General features: G+C 65.4%; 17 protein-coding genes. 11 read left to right on the forward strand and 6 right to left on the reverse strand.

Annotated elements, in window-relative coordinates; all coding sequences use genetic code 11:
- Positions 1-198: 198 nt before the first annotated feature.
- Positions 199-723 carry a hypothetical protein gene (locus AC1RRP_RS09490; protein ID WP_493035483.1) on the forward strand — a complete coding sequence of 175 codons (525 nt, stop codon included), beginning with the start codon at positions 199-201 and terminating at the stop codon, positions 721-723.
- A 47-nt stretch (positions 724-770) separates the two neighbouring features.
- Entirely contained in the window at positions 771-1,475 is a 705-nt protein-coding gene (gene queC / locus AC1RRP_RS09495; RefSeq protein WP_493035536.1) for a 7-cyano-7-deazaguanine synthase QueC, read from the forward strand.
- On the opposite strand, the gene AC1RRP_RS09500 is transcribed toward queC, so the two are convergent.
- The 4 genes from AC1RRP_RS09500 to AC1RRP_RS09515 are packed head-to-tail and all read right to left on the reverse strand — an operon-like array spanning position 1,466 to position 5,599.
- Positions 1,466-3,229, reverse strand: coding sequence for an ABC transporter ATP-binding protein/permease (locus tag AC1RRP_RS09500; protein WP_493035485.1), 1,764 nt, complete (start codon positions 3,227-3,229; stop codon positions 1,466-1,468). The genes queC and AC1RRP_RS09500 overlap by 10 nt on opposite strands.
- Positions 3,230-3,249: 20 nt before the next feature.
- A complete protein-coding gene (locus AC1RRP_RS09505; RefSeq protein WP_493035487.1) occupies positions 3,250-4,158 on the reverse strand; it encodes a 5'-nucleotidase in 909 nt (302 codons plus the stop codon).
- Positions 4,159-4,183: 25 nt separating this feature from the next.
- Positions 4,184-4,747 carry a TlpA family protein disulfide reductase gene (locus AC1RRP_RS09510; protein WP_493035489.1) on the reverse strand — a complete coding sequence of 188 codons (564 nt, stop codon included), beginning with the start codon at positions 4,745-4,747 and terminating at the stop codon, positions 4,184-4,186.
- A gap of 48 nt (positions 4,748-4,795) precedes the next feature.
- Complete coding sequence (locus AC1RRP_RS09515) at positions 4,796-5,599, reverse strand: class II glutamine amidotransferase (protein WP_493035491.1); 804 nt, start codon at positions 5,597-5,599, stop codon at positions 4,796-4,798.
- A 98-nt stretch (positions 5,600-5,697) separates the two neighbouring features.
- Here AC1RRP_RS09515 and AC1RRP_RS09520 point away from each other — a divergent pair, with 98 nt between their 5' ends.
- Entirely contained in the window at positions 5,698-6,405 is a 708-nt protein-coding gene (locus AC1RRP_RS09520; protein ID WP_493035493.1) for a Crp/Fnr family transcriptional regulator, read from the forward strand.
- A 22-nt stretch (positions 6,406-6,427) separates the two neighbouring features.
- On the opposite strand, the gene AC1RRP_RS09525 is transcribed toward AC1RRP_RS09520, so the two are convergent.
- Together AC1RRP_RS09525 and AC1RRP_RS09530 are read right to left on the reverse strand one after the other, a co-directional pair.
- Positions 6,428-7,339 carry a LysR family transcriptional regulator gene (locus AC1RRP_RS09525; protein WP_493035495.1) on the reverse strand — a complete coding sequence of 304 codons (912 nt, stop codon included), beginning with the start codon at positions 7,337-7,339 and terminating at the stop codon, positions 6,428-6,430.
- Between the two features lie 64 nt (positions 7,340-7,403).
- On the reverse strand, positions 7,404-8,351 hold the full coding sequence (locus tag AC1RRP_RS09530) for a LysR family transcriptional regulator (RefSeq protein ID WP_493035496.1): 948 nt from the start codon (positions 8,349-8,351) through the stop codon (positions 7,404-7,406).
- A 102-nt stretch (positions 8,352-8,453) separates the two neighbouring features.
- Between AC1RRP_RS09530 and AC1RRP_RS09535 the strand changes: the two genes are divergently transcribed.
- From AC1RRP_RS09535 to gph, 8 genes are all read left to right on the forward strand, one after another.
- Positions 8,454-9,911, forward strand: coding sequence for a form I ribulose bisphosphate carboxylase large subunit (locus tag AC1RRP_RS09535; protein ID WP_493035498.1), 1,458 nt, complete (start codon positions 8,454-8,456; stop codon positions 9,909-9,911).
- A 121-nt stretch (positions 9,912-10,032) separates the two neighbouring features.
- Positions 10,033-10,467, forward strand: a complete 435-nt coding sequence (locus AC1RRP_RS09540) for a ribulose bisphosphate carboxylase small subunit (RefSeq protein ID WP_493035500.1) — start codon at positions 10,033-10,035, stop codon at positions 10,465-10,467.
- Positions 10,468-10,532: 65 nt separating this feature from the next.
- Positions 10,533-11,498 carry a CbbX protein gene (cbbX, locus tag AC1RRP_RS09545; protein ID WP_493035502.1) on the forward strand — a complete coding sequence of 322 codons (966 nt, stop codon included), beginning with the start codon at positions 10,533-10,535 and terminating at the stop codon, positions 11,496-11,498.
- An 8-nt stretch (positions 11,499-11,506) separates the two neighbouring features.
- Positions 11,507-12,262, forward strand: coding sequence for an HAD-IA family hydrolase (locus AC1RRP_RS09550; protein ID WP_493035504.1), 756 nt, complete (start codon positions 11,507-11,509; stop codon positions 12,260-12,262).
- Between the two features lie 15 nt (positions 12,263-12,277).
- Entirely contained in the window at positions 12,278-13,372 is a 1,095-nt protein-coding gene (locus AC1RRP_RS09555; protein ID WP_493035506.1) for a class 1 fructose-bisphosphatase, read from the forward strand.
- Positions 13,373-13,519: 147 nt separating this feature from the next.
- Entirely contained in the window at positions 13,520-14,404 is an 885-nt protein-coding gene (locus tag AC1RRP_RS09560) for a phosphoribulokinase (RefSeq protein ID WP_493035508.1), read from the forward strand.
- Position 14,405: 1 nt separating this feature from the next.
- The gene (gene tkt, locus AC1RRP_RS09565; RefSeq protein ID WP_493035510.1) at positions 14,406-16,454 is read left to right on the forward strand and encodes a transketolase; all 2,049 of its coding nucleotides are present in this window, start codon (positions 14,406-14,408) and stop codon (positions 16,452-16,454) included.
- A 19-nt stretch (positions 16,455-16,473) separates the two neighbouring features.
- Positions 16,474-17,157 carry a phosphoglycolate phosphatase gene (gene gph, locus AC1RRP_RS09570; RefSeq protein WP_493035512.1) on the forward strand — a complete coding sequence of 228 codons (684 nt, stop codon included), beginning with the start codon at positions 16,474-16,476 and terminating at the stop codon, positions 17,155-17,157.
- The last annotated feature ends 100 nt before the right edge of the window (positions 17,158-17,257 follow it).

Here is a 17,257-nt window from a genome sequence, read left to right on the forward strand (position 1 = left end):
CCGGGCGCCCTTGTTTTTGGGCTGAAACAAGTCAAAAAGTCTGTTTGATAACAGATGGGCGACATTTTTTGGGGTTTTGGAGCGCCCAAACCCCAAGTTTTTTGAAAATAGGCCTAAATAAGCCCTCATTTCTGCCGTTAACCAATGTACGTAACAGGATAAAAGCCTCCCGCTTCCGGGCTGAGGTGAATAGCCATCATGCAACTACCTAACTTGGAGCGAACTGCCATCCGGCCGGCCGGCTCGGAGGTAGTTGTACCTGCCGCTGCCAGGGTGATCCCGGTGGCGCCGGTGAATCCGCCGGCGCCGGTGCAGGAAACTGCCAGCGTGGTGAACGACATCAACCCCGTGGTGCAGGCCCAGGCCAACCAGGCGGCTGCCAAGGCCGACCCGCTGCAGGGCGGCAGCCAGGCCGACAACTCGTCCAAGGACTGGACGCAGCGCAAGGAAACCGTGGCCCGGCAGGAAGAAGCGCCGCCCAAGGAGCCCCTGTCCAAGATGCTGATCGACCACATGCACGCGGTCTGGAGCGCCAGCGCGCGCGTGGTCGAGATCTGGATGCAGAACAACCCGGCGCAGAATCCGAGTGTGAACCAGCAGATCCAGGCGCAGAGCCAGGCCGCCAACCGGAACGTCGATCCGACCGCCACACCGGGGGTGATCGCCAAGGAGGTCCTGACTTACTCGCCGAACCGGATCAAGAAGACCGAGAAGCCGGAATAGACGCCAGCCGTCAGCAGCCCCAGGCGGGGCGATAACATCGGGGCATGCTGCATAAGACCGCCCTCGTCCTTTTCTCCGGCGGGCAGGATTCCACCACCTGTCTGGCCCACGCCCTCAAGTCCTACGAGCGCGTTGAAACCATCGCCTTTGATTACCGCCAGCGCCACCATGTGGAGCTGGAAGCCCGCGTGCAGGTGCTGGCCGAGATCCGTCGCCAGTTTCCGCACTGGGCGCCCAAGCTGGGCCAGGACCACATGCTGGACCTGGCGGTGCTGGGCGCGGTGAGCGAGACCTCGCTGACACGCGAAACCGCGTTCAAGATGGAGTCCAGCGGCCTGCCCAACACCTTTGTGCCCGGGCGCAACCTGTTGTTCCTCACGCTGGCTGCTGCGGTGGCTTACCGGCGCGACCTGCAGGTCATCGTGACCGGTGTGTGCGAGACCGATTTTTCAGGCTACCCCGATTGCCGCGACGACACCATGAAGGCCATGCAGCTGGCGCTGTCGCTGGGCATGGACAAACGCTACCTGATCGAGACACCGCTGATGTGGATCGACAAGGCCGATACCTGGCGCATGGCCGAGGCCCTGGGCGGCACCGCGCTGGTGGACCTGATCGTCGAGCACACCCACACCTGCTACCTGGGCGACCGCGCCCATCGCCACGCCTGGGGGTATGGCTGCGGCACCTGCCCGGCCTGCGAGCTGCGCGCGCGCGGCTGGGAGCGTTACAGGGCCAGCCCTCAGGCCTGACGCAGCTGGAACAGGGCGACGGTTTCGTCGCTGCGTTTCTCCAGCGTCCAGCTGTGGCTGTGAAAAGTCGCGACGCTGTGCCGGTGTGCTATTGAAACGATAGCGCCATTGCCTGACTTCACCAGCTCCATGAGCTTGCGGTAGAGCGCCTTTTCGGCTTCCTCATCGAGCGCGCTGGTCGCTTCGTCGGCAAACACCCAGGATGGCTTCTTGAGGAAGACGCGCGCCAGCGCCAGGCGCTGCTGCTCGCCGCCCGAGAGTTTCTGGCTCCAGGCATCCACGTCGTCCAGCTGGTCTGCCAACTGGGGCAGCAAGGCATCTCGCAAGGCCTGTTTCAAGGTGTCGTCGTCGTATTTCTCGGCCGGGTCGGGGTAGGCCAGCGCGTCGCGCAGCCGGGCGTTGGGGAAGTAGGGCCGTTGCGGGATGAACATGCTCGACGGCGGCATTGCCACGCGGCCCGAGGCCAGGGGCCAGATGCCGGCCAGGGCGCGGAAGAGCGTGGACTTGCCGCTGCCCGAGGGGCCGCTGAGCAGGATGGTGTCGCCGGGCTGCACCTGCAGCGCGGTATGGGCCAGCAGGCGGCTGCCGGTGGGCAGGTCCAGCGAGAGGTCGCTGACCTGCATGCCGGCATCGCGGCTGTCTTCATGTTGCAGGGCGGCGGCCTGGCTGGCCCGCTGGATGGCGGTCTCGAAATGCGTGAGACGGTCGGTGGTGGCACGCCAGGCGGCCAGGCTGTCGTAGTTGTCGATGAACCAGGAGAGCGAGTCCTGCACGCGGTTGAAGGCCGAGGCGATCTGCATCATCGTGCCGAGCTGGATGGCGCCGCTGAAGAAGCGCGGCGCTGCCACGATGAAGGGGAATACGGTGGAGGCCTGGCTGAAGGAGGCCGTGAACATGGTCAGGCGCTTCTGCGCGTCGATCAGCTGCAGGTAGTTGGCCAGCACGTGGCTGAAGCGCAGGTCCAGCTGCTTGTATTCCACGGCCTCGCCGCGGTCCAGCGCGATGGCTTCGCTGTACTCGCGCACACGCACCAGGTTGTGGCGGAAGTCGGCTTCACGGCGCTGCTGCTCGTAGTTCAGCGGGATGAGGCGGCGGCCCACGTAGTGCGTGAGCACGGTGCCGACTGCGCAGTAGAGGATGGCCACCCAGAGCATGAAGCCCGGGATGGCGAACTCGGTGCCGTTCCACTGGAAGGTGAATTCGCCACTGAGGGCCCACAGAATGCCGACGAAGCTCACGAAGGTGACCAGGGCATTGAGCAGGCCCATGCTCAGGCCCACGGTGCTGGAGGTGAAGAGCTTGAGGTCTTCCTGCATGCGCTGGTCGGGGTTGTCGGGCGACTGGTCGGGCGCCAGCTGGGCATAACGTGTGAGTTCCAGGTGGTAATAGACCTGGTGGTCGAGCCAGCGCCGCATGTAGTGGCGCGTCATCCAGGCGCGCCAGCGCATTTCGAGCTGCTGGGTCAGGTAGAAGCGGTAGACCGCGATGATGATGTAGATGAAGGCCAGCACGGTGTAGCGCACCAGCTGTTCGATGAAAACCGGGTAGTTCTTTTCCTGCAACGCGTCGTAGAAGAAGCGGTTCCACTCGTTGAACAGCACCAGCGTGTACACGAAGGCCAGATTGAGCGCGACGATGGAGGCCAGCAGGGCGCGCGCCTTCCACTTTTCCTCGGATGTGAAGTAGGGCAGGGACAAGGCCCAGGCGCGGACGAGAAAGGCCTTGAAATCAGCTGCTTTCTTGAGCAGGGACATGAATGTGCCTCGCGGAAAGATCAGGGGTTGGAGACGCCGCTGGCCACATGCCCCGAGGGCACGTGCTGTGCGGCCGATTCGATGTGGCCGGTCTGGTCATCGAAGAAGAAATCGGGTTCGAATTCGCGCAGGAACTCGCCCTTGGGCAGGCCGCCCAGGAACATGGCTTCGTCCACTTCGATGTGCCAGTCCATCAGGGTGCGGATGGCGCGTTCATGCGCCGGTGCGCTGCGTGCCGTCACCAGCGCGGTGCGGATGCGCATGCTGGGCGTGCCTTCCTGCTGCAGGCGGTGCAGCGCAGCCAGCAGGGGTTTGAAGGGGCCGGCCAGCAGGGGTTGGTGGGCCTTGTCGCGCTCGTGCTGCTGGAAGGCGTTCAGGCCTTCGGCCTGGAACACGCGTTCGGCTTCGTCGCTGAAGAGCACGGCGTCGCCGTCGAAGGCGATGCGCACCTCATGCGGGTGGTTGTCCTGGGCGCGCACCGAATGCGTGGCCACGGTGGCGGCCGGGAAACCCTGGGCCAGCGCGGCGCGCACATCGTCGGGGTTGGCCGAGAGGAAGAGGTTGGCGTGCAGGGGCTTGAGGTAGCGCCAGGGCGATTGGCCGCGCGTGAAGCTGCCGCGCTCGATGGGCAAACCGTAGTGCTGGGCCGAGCGGAACACGCGCATGCCCGAGACCGGGTCGTTACGCGAGAGGATCACCACCTCCACGCGCTGGGCTTCCTGGTCGTTGAAGGCCAGCAGTTTCTTGACCATGGAGAAGGCCACGCCGGGCTTGGCCGGAACGTCGAGCTTGTCCAGCTGCAGTTTCATGTAGGCGCGGTCCTTGTGCGGGCCGTGGCCGTGCTCGAAGACCTTGTTCTCTTCCTCGAAGTCGAACAGGGCCCGCGAGGAAATGGCGACGACCAGCTTGCCGTCCAGTGATGCACCCATGTGTCTTCCCTTGTGTTTTTGTCGCTCAAGCGGCCCAGCGTGCCAGCAGTTCCACGTCTTCCGGGAACAGCTGGCCTTTTTCGGCCTGCAGCACACGGCCGTCGCGGCCGCGGACCAGGGTGATGGGCAGGCCCCTGGGCTTGGGGAGAACGCGATGGATCTCCGGCGTGACGAAGCCTGCCGGGAAGGTATAGCCCTTTTTCTGCAGATAGCTCTGCGCGTCTTCGGGCCGGCGGTCGATGGACAAGGTGAGCAGCTGCAGGCCCTTGGCGCCCAGGGCGCGCTGCGACTCCCAGAGCTTTTGCATCTCGGGGCTTTGCAGCGCGCAGAAGGGGCAGGTGCTGGCCCACCAGTAGACCGCGAGCACCCGCCCTTCGGCCTGGGCCGGGCGGAACACCGTGCCATCGAACAGCGGGACCTCGGGCAGGCGCAATGGCGTGCCCGGTGCGGGCAGGGGGCCGGCCTTGGCCTCGACCCTGGGCGAGGAGGGCGCGGCTGCGGGGACCTGCGCCAGTGCGGACCGGCCCAGGGCCAGGCTGCCGGCCAAGAGTGCACTGCCGGCGACCAGCTGTCTGCGTTGCGGATTCATGCCGATGATCTTAGCGCCTGACCAGGGCCGCGCCATCGGGGCGGGCCCTCAGGCCCGGCGGCGTGCCAGCAGCTCGCCGCCGCGCACGGCCACGGTTTCGCCCTCGGCCAGCGCCTGCCAGGGTTCCTTGCTCAGCGGTACGCTGGCCAGCAGCAGCACCTTCTGGTAGCCGCAGCCCACGCAGACGCCATCGGCCAGCAGCGGCTCGCTCTCCTGTGCACAGCTGCGCTGCAGCCAGTGCAGGCCTGGCGGCGCGATGCGTCCGTCGGCCTGGATGCGACGGTGGCCGTGGGCAAACAGGGCATCGCCATCGGCGTAGAGGAAATTGGCCGGTCCGTAAGCGTGCAGTTCAGCTGCCAGGCCTGCGATGGCGTGGAGCCGCTCCTGTAGGTCGGGCGTGCCTTGCTGCCACAGGGGGGCCAGCCGCGCCAGCAGGGCGCAAAAAGCCTGTTCGGAGTCGGTGTCGCCGACGGGTTGGAAATCTCCGGGGGTGTAGCGCGGGTCAGCGGCCAGGCCGGGCAGATCGCCATTGTGGGCAAACACATGGCTGCGGCCGCCAAGTTCGCGCACGAAGGGCTGGGTGTTGGCCAGCGTGCGGGCGCCGCGCGTGGCATGTCGGATGTAGGCGATGGCCAGTGTGGTGGGCGGCCCTGCGCTGGCGAGTCGCCTGGCCTCGGGGCTGTCGCTGGCCGGGCCGGCTTCCCGGTGCAGCACCACCTGGCCGTCTTCGTACCAGGCCACTCCCCAGCCGTCGCGCGCGCTGTGGCCCGGCGTGCTGTGGCTGGCCAGGGCCGCGAGCGAGAAGCTCAGGTGGGTGGCCTGCTGGCTGGAGATGGCAAGCAGTTCACACATGCGGTGCGGTGTCAGGTTCTGGTGGCGATCCGGACAGGATGAAAAGGTCCACTATACACTTGGGGGTATCCTGGGGCGACCCCATCCACGATGCAGCCATGATTCCGATCAAGACCGAATCCGCCTGGCGCGGCACCTCTGATTGCCGCAGCTGCGGCATCCGCGACATGGTGCTGTTCGCCGACCTCAACGAGCAGGATTTCGGCATGATCCATGCGCCGATCGACGATCTCGAATTCGCAGCCGGTGAGGCGCTGTACAACGAGGGATCGCGGGCACAGGGGATCTACACGCTGCGTCGCGGCATGATCAAGCTGGTGCGGGTGACGGCTGACGGGCGCCAGCGCATCGTGCGCGTGCTGCGACCGGGCGACGTGGCGGGGCTGGAGGCGCTGGGTGGCGGGCATTTCGACTGTGATGCCGTGGCGCTGACCGGGATCGCCGTCTGTCGCATTCCGCTGGAAGTGATCCACACTCTGGGTGCGAGCAGTCCGCGCCTGCACCTGCGCCTGATGCAGAAGTGGCAGGCGGCGCTCAAGGATGCCGATGACTGGCTGGCCGACCTGAACTTCGGCACGGCACGCCAGCGTGTTTCCAACTTCATCCTCAAGATGCGCAGCCCGAGCGACGGCCACACCGTCACCCTGTTCGCGCGCGACGATATGGGCGCCATGCTGGACCTGAAGCTGGAAACCGTGAGCCGCGAGGTCAGCCGCCTGGTGCGTGAAGCGGTGATCGAGCCGCTGGACAAGCACGGCCGCGTCTACCGCCTGCACGAACCGCAACGCCTCTTGCAGGCCGCCTGAGCGGCGGGCGCAACGCAGCTGTTCAGGCCCAGGAGTCGATCAGCGGTTCGGCCTGTTCGATCAGGAATTTCTTGAACGATTGCGCCGCGGGCGAGAGTTTTTTCTGGCTCAGGTGGGTGACGTACCACTTGCCGACGATGGGCATGCCGCTGATGTCCAGCAGGGCCAGGTGGCCGGCTGCCAGTTCGTGGCGCACCGTGCGCATGGAGAGGAAGGCCAGGCCCATGCCGGCCATGACGGCCTGCTTGATGGTCTCGTTGCTGGGCATCTCCATGGCCACCTTGATCGGCATCTCGTACTGCTCGAACAGGCGTTCCATGGCCGCGCGCGTGCCCGAACCCTGCTCGCGCACGACAAAGGGGTGGTCCTTGAGGATGTCGAAGGCCATGCGCTTGCGACGCACCAGCGGGTGGTCCGGCGGGGCCACGATGCCCAGCGGGTTGCTGGCAAAAGGCGTGGCCTCGCAGTCGAGGTTGGCGGGTGCGCGCCCCATGATCACCAGGTCCAGCTCGTTGCGCGAAAGCATGCCCAGGATGTTGTCGCGGTTGTCGATGTGCAGCGCGATGTCGATACCCGGCATCAGCTTGGTGAAGCGCACCAGCAGCATGGGCACGAAGTACTTGGCGGTGCTGACGATGCCCAGCTCGATGCGGCCCTTCTTGGCGCCCACGTGCTCGGCCATGCTGGCTTCCAGGTCCTTGAGCTTGCCCAGGGCGGCGATGGCGTGGGTCAGGAACTCCAGGCCGGCATGCGTGAGCTGGATGTTACGGCCGACTGGTTCTATCAGCGAAAGGCCGAAGGCCTCTTCCAGCTGGCGGATCTGCATGGACACGGCGGGCTGCGTGACAAACAGGCGTTCGGCCGCTCGGGAGACCGATTTTTCGCGGGCGACTTCGATGAAAGTCTGCAGTTGCTTGAGCGTGTAATTGCGCATGAAATCAAATCAGTTAATGCTGATATTTGCTTAAGCAAATATTATATTTGTTGATGAATCAGGCTCAGCTGGCGCCCAGCGGCGCCATGCGGATGTGGCGGCCGTACTGCTCGGCCAGGAAGACCTCGCCGCGCTCCAGGATGAAGTAGCGGAAGGCCTCGGCCGGCGGCGACAGCAGCTTGGACAGGGTGTGCACCACGTTCCAGGCGCGCACCACCGGGGCTCCCTGGACGTCGAGGATGGCCACCAGCTGGTTGTCCAGCTCCAGGCCGATGGTGTGCAGCGATAGAAAGCTCAGGCCCATGCCGGCCATGACGGCCTGTTTGATGGTTTCATTGCTCGACATCTCCATCGTGACCTTGGGCTCGAAGTTCGCATCGCCGAAAAACTTCTCCATGGCCGCGCGCGTGCCCGAGCCCTGCTCGCGCACGATGAAGCTGTAGGGCTGCAGGGATGGCACATCCAGGTGGCCGCGCTTGAGCAGCGGGTGGTCCACCGGCGCCACGAAGACGTGCGGGTGGGCGGCAAAGGGCTCGGCGCGCGTGGCCATTTCCTTCGGGGGGCGCCCCATGATGGCGATGTCCACCTCGTTGCCCTGCAGCATCTTGAGCAACTGCTCCCGGTTGCCGACGATCAGGCGCACCTCGATGCCCTCGTGCTCGCGCTGGAACTCGGCCAGCAGGCGCGGCAGGAAGTACTTGGCCGTGCTGACCATGCCAATGGTCAGCGTGCCGATCTCCAGTTTCTGCAGGCGCGCAGCGGCATCCTCGGCGTCCTTGAGCGTGGCCAGGATCTTGCGCGCGTAGACCAGCATGTACTCGCCGGCCGTGGTCAGCGCCACCTGGCGCCCGCTGCGCTCGAAAAGCGGCAGGCCCACGTGGCCCTCGAGTTCCTTGATCTGCATGGTCACGGCCGGCGGGGTCAGGTGCATGGCCAGCGCGGCCTTGCTGAAACTGAGCTGGCGGGCGACCTCGCTGAACACCCGGAGTTGGCGAAAGGTGGCGTTCTTCATTAAGCAATCACTTAATCAAAAGCAAATAAAGTTTGAATTTACCTTATTTCGCTAAATCCTTATATTTCACCCATCAGGAATTTCATCCCCCAGGAGCGATAGATGAGCGACTCGACCCAGATCACCGATGCCAAGAAGCGCTACAGCGCAGGCGTCCTGAAATACAAGCAGATGGGCTATTGGATGCCCGACTACGTGCCCAAGGAGACGGACACGATCTGCCTGTTCCGCATCACGCCGCAGGAGGGCGTCGATCCGGAAGAGGCCGCCGCCGCCGTGGCCGGCGAATCCTCCACCGCCACCTGGACGGTGGTATGGACCGACCGCCTGACCGCCTGCGACAGCTACCGCGCCAAGGCCTACCGCGTGCAGCCGGTGCCAAACAACCCCGGCCAGTATTTCGCCTGGGTCGCCTATGACCTGATCCTGTTCGAAGAGGGCTCGATCTCCAACATGACGGCCAGCCTGATCGGCAATGTGTTCTCCTTCAAGCCGCTGAAAGCCGCCCGTCTGGAGGACATCCGCATCCCGGTGGCCTACCTCAAGACCTTCAAGGGCCCGCCGACCGGTCTGGTGGTCGAGCGCGAGCGTCTGGACAAGTTCGGCCGCCCCCTGCTGGGCGCCACCACCAAGCCCAAGCTGGGCCTGTCGGGCCGCAACTACGGCCGCGTGATCTATGAAGGCCTCAAGGGCGGCCTGGACTTCATGAAGGACGACGAGAACATCAACTCGCAGCCTTTCATGCATTGGCGTGACCGTTTCCTCTACGTGATGGACGGCGTCAACAAGGCGCAGGCCGTGACCGGCGAGGTCAAGGGCAGCTACCTGAACGTGACCGGCGCCACGATGGAAGACATCTACGAGCGTGCCGAGTTCGCCAAGGAGCTGGGCTCCGTCGTGATCATGCTGGACCTGGTGATCGGCTGGTCCGCCATCCAGTCCATGGCCAACTGGGCCCGCAAGAACGACATGATCGTGCACATGCACCGTGCCGGCCACGGAACCTACACCCGCCAGAAGAACCACGGCGTGTCTTTCCGCGTGATCGCCAAGTGGCTGCGCATGGCCGGTGTCGACCACCTGCACACCGGCACCGCCGTGGGCAAGCTCGAAGGCGACCCGATGACCGTGCAGGGCTACTACAACGTCTGCCGCGACAGCTACACCAAGGCTGACCTGCCGCGCGGCCTGTTCTTCGACCAGGACTGGGCTGACACCAAGAAGGTGATGCCGGTGGCTTCGGGCGGCATCCATGCCGGCCAGATGCACCAGCTGATCGACCTCTTCGGCGACGACGTGATCCTGCAATTCGGCGGCGGCACCATCGGCCATCCGCAGGGCATCCAGGCCGGCGCCGTGGCCAACCGCGTGGCGCTGGAGTGCATGGTCAAGGCGCGCAACGAAGGCAAGGACATCAAGAACGAAGGTCCGGAGATCCTGAAGAAGGCCGCCCAGACCTGTGGTCCGCTGAAGGCCGCGCTGGACACCTGGGGCGACATCAGCTTCAACTACCAGTCCACCGACAGCAGCGACTTCGCCGTCACGCCCGCTGTGGCCTGAAATACATGGCCCCCACGCTTGCCGCTACGCGTGCTGCGCTGCCCCCCGAGGGGGCCGTGCCCGCCTTGGGGCGGCCCGGCGGCGGGCACCTGCATCACCAACACAATTGGAGTTACCGACCATGATGACCAACCCCACCGGCCGCCTGACCCAGGGCCAGTTCAGCTTCCTGCCCGACCTGAGTGACGCCGAGATCACGCTGCAGATCGAATACGGCCTCAAGAAGGGCTACGCCTGGAGCGTGGAATACACCGACGATCCGCACCCGCGCAACACCTACTGGGAAATGTTCGGCATGCCCATGTTCGACCTGCAGGATGCGGCCGGCGTGTTGATGGAAGTGAAGAACTGCCGCAAGGCTTTTCCGAACCACTACATCCGCCTGATGGCCTTCGACTCCACGCGTGGCGTCGAGTCCATCGTGATGAGCTTCATCGTCAACCGGCCGAAGGACGAGCCCGGCTTCATGCTGGAGCGTCAGGAGATGCAGGGCCGTTCGCTGCGCTACACCACGCGCGGCTACGGTGCCGACAAACCCGAAGGCAAGCGCTATTAATTGAGTAGCAGTCCAGCCCTGTTGCCACGAGCATCAGGGCTGGCACGACAGGACCGCTTCGACCTATGAGTGCCCCCAGCTATTCCATTCCCGGCGTGACGTCGGCGCCTGCGCGCGCCGAGGCTGCCGCCGAAGACGCCACCACCCTGGCGATGGTGGACAGCGGCGCGCGCAGCGTGGCGCAGGTGCTGGCGCAATCGCAGGTCGAAGATGTCCTGGCCGAACTGGACCGTGATCTGGTCGGCCTGGCGCCGGTCAAGGCGCGCATCCGCGACATCGCCGCGTTGCTGGTGATCGACAAGCTGCGCATCAACCTGGGCCTGACGAGTCAGGCGCCCAGCCTGCACATGAGCTTCACCGGCAACCCGGGTACGGGCAAGACCACGGTGGCCCTGCGCATGGCGCAGATCCTGCACCGCCTGGGTTATGTGCGCAAAGGCCATCTGGTGGCGGTCACGCGTGACGACCTGGTGGGCCAGTACATCGGCCACACCGCGCCCAAGACCAAGGAAGTGCTCAAGAAGGCGATGGGGGGCGTGCTCTTCATCGACGAGGCTTATTACCTCTACCGGCCCGAGAACGAGCGCGACTACGGGCAGGAGGCCATCGAGATCCTGCTGCAGGTGATGGAAAACCAGCGCGACGACCTGGTGGTGATCCTGGCCGGCTACAAGGACCGGATGGACACCTTCTTCCAGTCCAACCCCGGCATGTCCTCGCGCATTGCGCACCATCTGGACTTTCCCGACTACTCGGTGGGCGAGCTGATGCAGATTTCCGGGAAAATGCTGGGGACGCAGAATTACCGCTTCGGCCCCGGTGCGGCCGAGGCCTTCGACCGCTACCTGCAACTGCGCATCGGCCAGCCGCATTTCGCCAACGCACGCAGCGTGCGCAACGCGCTGGACCGGGCCCGTCTGCGCCAGGCCAGCCGCCTGTTTGCCGAGCGCGACCGCGAACTGACCCGGGACGACCTGACGACCATCGAGGCGCAGGACATCCTGGCCAGCCGATTGTTCAAAACCGAGTGAGGTTCACCATGACCCAGCCCACGCTACAAGCCCTGATCTTCGACGTCGACGGCACCATTGCCGATACCGAGAGCCTGCACCTGGAGGCTTTCAACTATGCCTTCAATGAGCTGGACCTGGGCTGGCACTGGGACGAGGCGCTGTACACCGAGCTGCTGGAAGTCTCCGGCGGCAAGGAGCGCGTCCAGCACTACTGGAAGCGGATCAACGCCGATGTGAAGGCGCTGGACGCGCAGGCGGTGCAGCAGACCGTCAACCGCATCCACGAGCTCAAGACCGCCTATTACGAGGGGGCCATCAACGCCGGTGCCGTGGGCCTGCGCCCGGGCATCCTCGAGCTGTTCGATGAAGCCGCCGGCGCCGGCGTGCAGCTGGCCATTGCCACCACCACCTCGCCGGTCAACATCGCAGCCCTGCTGCGCCGGGCCATGGGGCCGGGCTGGCGCCACGCCTTCGCGGCCATCGGGGACGGCTCCACGGCGCCGCTGAAGAAGCCGCACCCCATGGTGTACGTCCAGATCCTGCAGACCCTGCAGCTCGATCCGCGGGCCTGCCTGGCCTTCGAGGATTCGGGCAACGGCCTGAAGGCGGCCACCCTGGCCGGCCTGGCCACGGTGATCACGCCCACCCAGTACACCCGCCACCACGACTTCAGCCGCGCCATGCATGTGCTGCCCGACCTGGGCAAGGTGCACCTGGCGGACCTGCAGCAATGGCACCAGGCGCACTGGTCCGGTGAACGCCTCCTGACCGTCGATCAATAAAGAGACCCATCCATCATGCCGCTGTCCAAACGCACCACCCTGACCCAGTTCCTGATCGAGGAGCGCCGTCGTTTCCCGGACGCCCGGGGCGATTTCAATGCGCTGATCCTCGACGTGGCGCTGGCCTGCAAGGCCATCGCGCGCGCCGTCGCCTTCGGCGAACTCGGTGGGGTGCTGGGCAACCAGGCCAGCGAAGCCGGTGCGGCCATCAATGTGCAGGGCGAGACGCAGAAGAAGCTCGACGTGTTGAGCAACGAGCTCTTCACGCGCCTCAACGAGTGGGGTGGGCACCTGGCGGGCATGGCCTCCGAGGAGATGGACCTGCCCTACCAGATCCCGGCCAAGCATCCACGGGGCAAGTACCTGCTGGTGTTCGATCCGCTGGACGGCTCCAGCAACATCGACGTCAATGTCTCGGTGGGCAGCATCTTCTCCGTCCTGCGGGCGCCGCAGGAGGTGGTGGCCTCGGGTCGCGATGTCGTCGAGGCCGATTTTCTGCAGCCCGGCACGCAGCAGGTGGCAGCGGGTTACGCGCTCTACGGCCCCACCACCATGCTGGTGCTGACGGTGGGCAACGGTGTCAATGGTTTCACGCTCGACCCTAACCTGGGCGAGTTCATGCTCACGCATCCGAAGCTGCAGATCCCGGCCGATACCCAGGAATTCGCCATCAACGCGTCCAACAGCCGCTTCTGGGAAGCGCCGATCCGACGCTACGTGGACGAGTGCCTGGCGGGCAAGACCGGCCCCCGGGTCAAGGACTTCAATATGCGCTGGATTGCTTCCATGGTGGCCGAAGCGCACCGCATCCTGATGCGCGGCGGGGTCTTCATGTACCCCAAGGACAGCAAGGAGCCGGCCAAGAACGGCCGCCTGCGCCTGCTGTACGAGGCCAACCCCGTGGGTTTCATCATGGAGCAGGCGGGCGGCCGCGCCAGCACGGGGCGCCAGCCGATGTTGGCGGTGCAGCCGACCTCGCTGCACCAGCGCATCGGCCTGATCTTCGGCTCGAAGAACGAAGTGGAGCGCATCGAGCGCTACCACGCCGAGCCGATCAAGATCGAGAACGACAGCCCGCTGTTTGCCGAACGCGGCCTTTTTAGAGTATGACCCCCCTGAGTGCCCTGCGGGCCCTTCCCCCCAAGGGGGGACGACACCAGCGGCCCGGCGAAGCCGGTTCCGCGGTGTCCCGCGCGAACACAAGGCAGCAGGCAATTGGGTTGTGCAACCAGGATTTTTTAGTTCCAGGAGACCTTTGTGTCTGAACGTCATCCCATCATCGCGATCACCGGCTCATCGGGGGCCGGTACGTCCACCGTGACGCGCACCTTCGCCAACATCTTCCGCCGCGAAGGCGTGAAGGCCGCCATCATCGAGGGCGACAGCTTCCACCGTTTCGACCGCAAGGAGATGAAACGCAAGGCGGCCGAGGCCGAGAAGACGGGCAACAAGCACTTCAGCCACTTCGGCTCCGACAACAACCTGTTCGGAGAGCTCGAGAGCCTGTTCGCCACCTATGCCAGATCCGGCACCGGGAAGGCGCGCAAATACCTGCACAACGATGAAGAAGCCGCGCCCTACAAGCAGGAGCCCGGCACCTTCACCCCCTGGGAAGATCTGCCCGGCGACACCGACATGCTGTTCTACGAAGGCCTGCACGGTGCCGTGGTCACGCCCGAGCACAACATCGCCCAGCACCCGGACCTGCGCATCGGTGTGGTGCCGGTGATCAACCTGGAGTGGATCCAGAAGCTCTGGCGCGACAAGCACCAGCGCGGCTACAGCACCGAAGCGGTGACCGACACCATCCTGCGTCGCATGCCCGACTATGTGAACTACATCGTGCCGCAATTCGCGCACACGCATGTGAACTTCCAGCGCGTGCCCATGGTGGATACCTCCAATCCCTTCATCTCGCGCGACATCCCCTCGGCCGACGAGAGCATGGTGGTGATCCGCTTCGCCAACCCCAAGGGCATCGACTTCCCCTACCTGCTGGGCATGATCGACAACTCCTGGATGAGCCGGGCCAACACCATCTGCGTGCCCGGCGGCAAGATGGAACTGGCCATGCAGCTGATCTTCACGCCCTTCGTCTGGCGCATGATGGAACGGCGCAAGCGCGCGCTGGGGGCGAACTGAGATGAGCGCAGTGATGACACCGCCCACGCCCGAACTCGCCCGCCGCATGGCCAACGCCATCCGCATGCTGGCGGTCGACGCCGTCGAGCAGGCCAAGTCCGGCCACCCCGGTGCGCCCATGGGCATGGCCGACATCGCCGAGGTGCTGTGGAACCGCCACCTGCGCCACAACCCGGCCAATCCGCAGTGGGCCGACCGCGACCGTTTCGTGCTCTCCAACGGCCACGGCTCCATGCTGCTCTACGCCTTGCTGCACCTCACCGGTTATGACCTGCCGATGGAGGAGCTCAAGCGCTTTCGCCAGCTGCACAGCAAGACCGCGGGCCACCCCGAAGTGGGTGTGACACCCGGTGTGGAAACCACCACCGGCCCCCTGGGCCAGGGCATCGCCAATGCCGTGGGCATGGCGCTGGCCGAGAAGCTGCTGGCTGCCGAGTTCAACCGCGACGAGCTGACCATCGTGGATCACCACACCTACACCTTCCTCGGTGACGGTTGCATGATGGAGGGCATCAGCCACGAGGCCTGCTCGCTGGCCGGCACGTTGCGCCTGTCCAAGCTCATCGCGCTTTACGACGACAACGGCATCTCCATCGACGGCCATGTCGAAGGCTGGTTCACCGACGACACGCCGGCGCGTTTCCGCGCCTATGGCTGGCATGTGATCCCCGATGTCGATGGTCACGACCCTGCCGCCATCGACCGCGCCATCGCCCAGGCGCGCGCGCAGGCGCAGCGCTCCGACGGCAAGCCCACGCTGATCTGCTGCAAGACCGTGATCGGCCAGGGTTCGCCCAACAAGGCCGGTACGCACGACGTGCATGGCGCGGCACTTGGCGCGGCCGAAGTGGCCGCCACGCGCGAAGCGCTGGGCTGGACCGCCGCGCCCTTCGAGATTCCAGCCGACGTGGCCCAGGCCTGGCATGCCGTGGCGCGCGGCCAGGCCCTGCAGGAGGCGTGGCGGCAGCGTTTCGAGCGCTACCGCACGCTCTACCCGGAGGATGCGGCCGAGTTCGAGCGCCGCATGCAGGGCGACCTGCTGCCCGCATTCGGCGAGCGTCTGGCTCAGATCTTCGAGTCCGTTGCCGCGCGCACCGAGGCCGTGGCCACGCGCAAGGCCAGCCAGAATGCGCTGGACCTGCTGGCCCCGCTGTTGCCCGAGTTCTTCGGCGGCAGCGCCGACCTGACCGGCTCCAACCTGACCAACTTCAAGAACTGTACGCTGGCCGGGCGTGACGTCTGGGGCAACCATCTGTCCTACGGCGTGCGTGAATTCGGCATGGCGGCCATCATGAACGGCATCGGTCTGCATGGGGGTTACATCCCCTACGGCGGCACTTTCCTGACCTTCAGCGACTACTCGCGCAACGCCATCCGCATGGCTGCGCTGATGAAGCAGCGTGTGGTGCATGTGTTCACGCACGACTCCATCGGCCTGGGCGAGGATGGTCCGACGCACCAGTCGGTCGAGCACGTGCCCTCGCTGCGCATCATTCCCAACCTGGACGTCTGGCGTCCGGCCGACAGCCTGGAGACGACGGTGGCCTGGGTCTGCGCCATCGAACGCCGGGACGGCCCCAGCGCGCTGGCCCTGTCGCGGCAGAACCTGCCACGCCTGGCCGATCGTGCCGAGCTGGCCACCCACATCCGCCGCGGCGGCTACATCCTGGCCGAGCGGGATGAGCCCGAGGCCGTGATCATCGCCACCGGCTCCGAGACCACGCTGGCCATGCAGGCGCACGAGCAACTGGCCAAGGAAGGCATCAGCACGCGTGTGGTGTCCATGCCCTGCAGCAATGTGTTCGATCGCCAGCCTTCGTCCTACCAGGACGCCGTGCTGCCGCTGGACCTGCCCGCCGTGGCGGTGGAGGCTGCGCACCCGGATTTCTGGCGCAAGTACGTCGGGCGCCGCGGTCACGTGGTGGGCATCGCCAGCTTCGGCGAGTCGGCGCCGGCCAAGGACCTGTACCCGCACTTTGGCATCACGGTGCAAGCCATCGTGCAGGCCGTGCGGGAACGGGTGCAGCAAGGTGCCCCAGCGGTCGCCTGATTTTTTCAGATGGACTTCCATGAATAAGCAAGTAAGCGCATCTTTCGATCTGGTGATGTTCGACCTGGACGGCACGCTGATCGAGACCGCTCCCGAAATCTGCGACGCCGTCAACGACACGCTGCAGCACTTTGGCCTGGCGCAGGTGGTTCAGGACCAGGTGGACCGCTGGATCGGCCACGGCACGCGCGAGCTGCTGGTGCAGGCGCTGGCCCAGGTGCGCCGGCTCACGGCGGAGGAGGTTCGCCGCTGTGATGACCTGCCCCTGATCGCCGCCGAATTCGATCGCCATTACCAGCGCCGTTGCGGCACGCGCAGCCATCTCTATCCCCATGTGCGCGAGGTGCTCAAGAGCTTGCGCGCCCAGGGCATCTATCTGGCGGTGGTCACCAACAAGGAGGCGCGGTACACGCGCACCGTGCTGGCTGCGCACGACCTGGCGCCGATGTTCGACCGCGTGGTCAGTGGCGACACCCTGCCCACCAAGAAGCCCGATCCGGCCGGCATCCACAGCTGCCTGGTGCAGTTCCAGGTGGACGCCGCGCGCGCGCTTTTCGTCGGCGACTCGTCGATCGACGTGGCCAGCGCGCGCAATGCCGGTGTACCGGTCTGGGCACTGCCCTATGGCTACAACATGGGCCAGCCCATCGAGGCCTGCGGGCCCGATCGCGTGATTCCCGACTTCCGCCCGTTAGTGAATTGACAACGCATTCGAGGAGAGTTTTGTGACGATCAAGGTAGGCATCAACGGCTTCGGCCGCATCGGACGCAACGTGCTGCGGTCGGCCGTGGCGAACTTCAAG

The sequence above is a fragment of the Hylemonella sp. GW821-FHT12C09 genome, assembly GCF_058807395.1.

Coding starts and splice junctions, on each gene's coding strand:
- AC1RRP_RS09490 (WP_493035483.1), top strand. CDS start 199: ATGCAACTACCTAACTTGGAGCGAACTGCCATCCGGCCGGCCGGCTCG.
- AC1RRP_RS09500 (WP_493035485.1), bottom strand. CDS start 3,229: ATGTCCCTGCTCAAGAAAGCAGCTGATTTCAAGGCCTTTCTCGTCCGC.
- AC1RRP_RS09505 (WP_493035487.1), bottom strand. CDS start 4,158: ATGGGTGCATCACTGGACGGCAAGCTGGTCGTCGCCATTTCCTCGCGG.
- AC1RRP_RS09510 (WP_493035489.1), bottom strand. CDS start 4,747: ATGAATCCGCAACGCAGACAGCTGGTCGCCGGCAGTGCACTCTTGGCC.
- AC1RRP_RS09515 (WP_493035491.1), bottom strand. CDS start 5,599: ATGTGTGAACTGCTTGCCATCTCCAGCCAGCAGGCCACCCACCTGAGC.
- AC1RRP_RS09520 (WP_493035493.1), top strand. CDS start 5,698: ATGATTCCGATCAAGACCGAATCCGCCTGGCGCGGCACCTCTGATTGC.
- AC1RRP_RS09525 (WP_493035495.1), bottom strand. CDS start 7,339: ATGCGCAATTACACGCTCAAGCAACTGCAGACTTTCATCGAAGTCGCC.
- AC1RRP_RS09530 (WP_493035496.1), bottom strand. CDS start 8,351: ATGAAGAACGCCACCTTTCGCCAACTCCGGGTGTTCAGCGAGGTCGCC.
- AC1RRP_RS09535 (WP_493035498.1), top strand. CDS start 8,454: ATGAGCGACTCGACCCAGATCACCGATGCCAAGAAGCGCTACAGCGCA.
- AC1RRP_RS09540 (WP_493035500.1), top strand. CDS start 10,033: ATGATGACCAACCCCACCGGCCGCCTGACCCAGGGCCAGTTCAGCTTC.
- cbbX (WP_493035502.1), top strand. CDS start 10,533: ATGAGTGCCCCCAGCTATTCCATTCCCGGCGTGACGTCGGCGCCTGCG.
- AC1RRP_RS09550 (WP_493035504.1), top strand. CDS start 11,507: ATGACCCAGCCCACGCTACAAGCCCTGATCTTCGACGTCGACGGCACC.
- AC1RRP_RS09555 (WP_493035506.1), top strand. CDS start 12,278: ATGCCGCTGTCCAAACGCACCACCCTGACCCAGTTCCTGATCGAGGAG.
- tkt (WP_493035510.1), top strand. CDS start 14,406: ATGAGCGCAGTGATGACACCGCCCACGCCCGAACTCGCCCGCCGCATG.
- gph (WP_493035512.1), top strand. CDS start 16,474: ATGAATAAGCAAGTAAGCGCATCTTTCGATCTGGTGATGTTCGACCTG.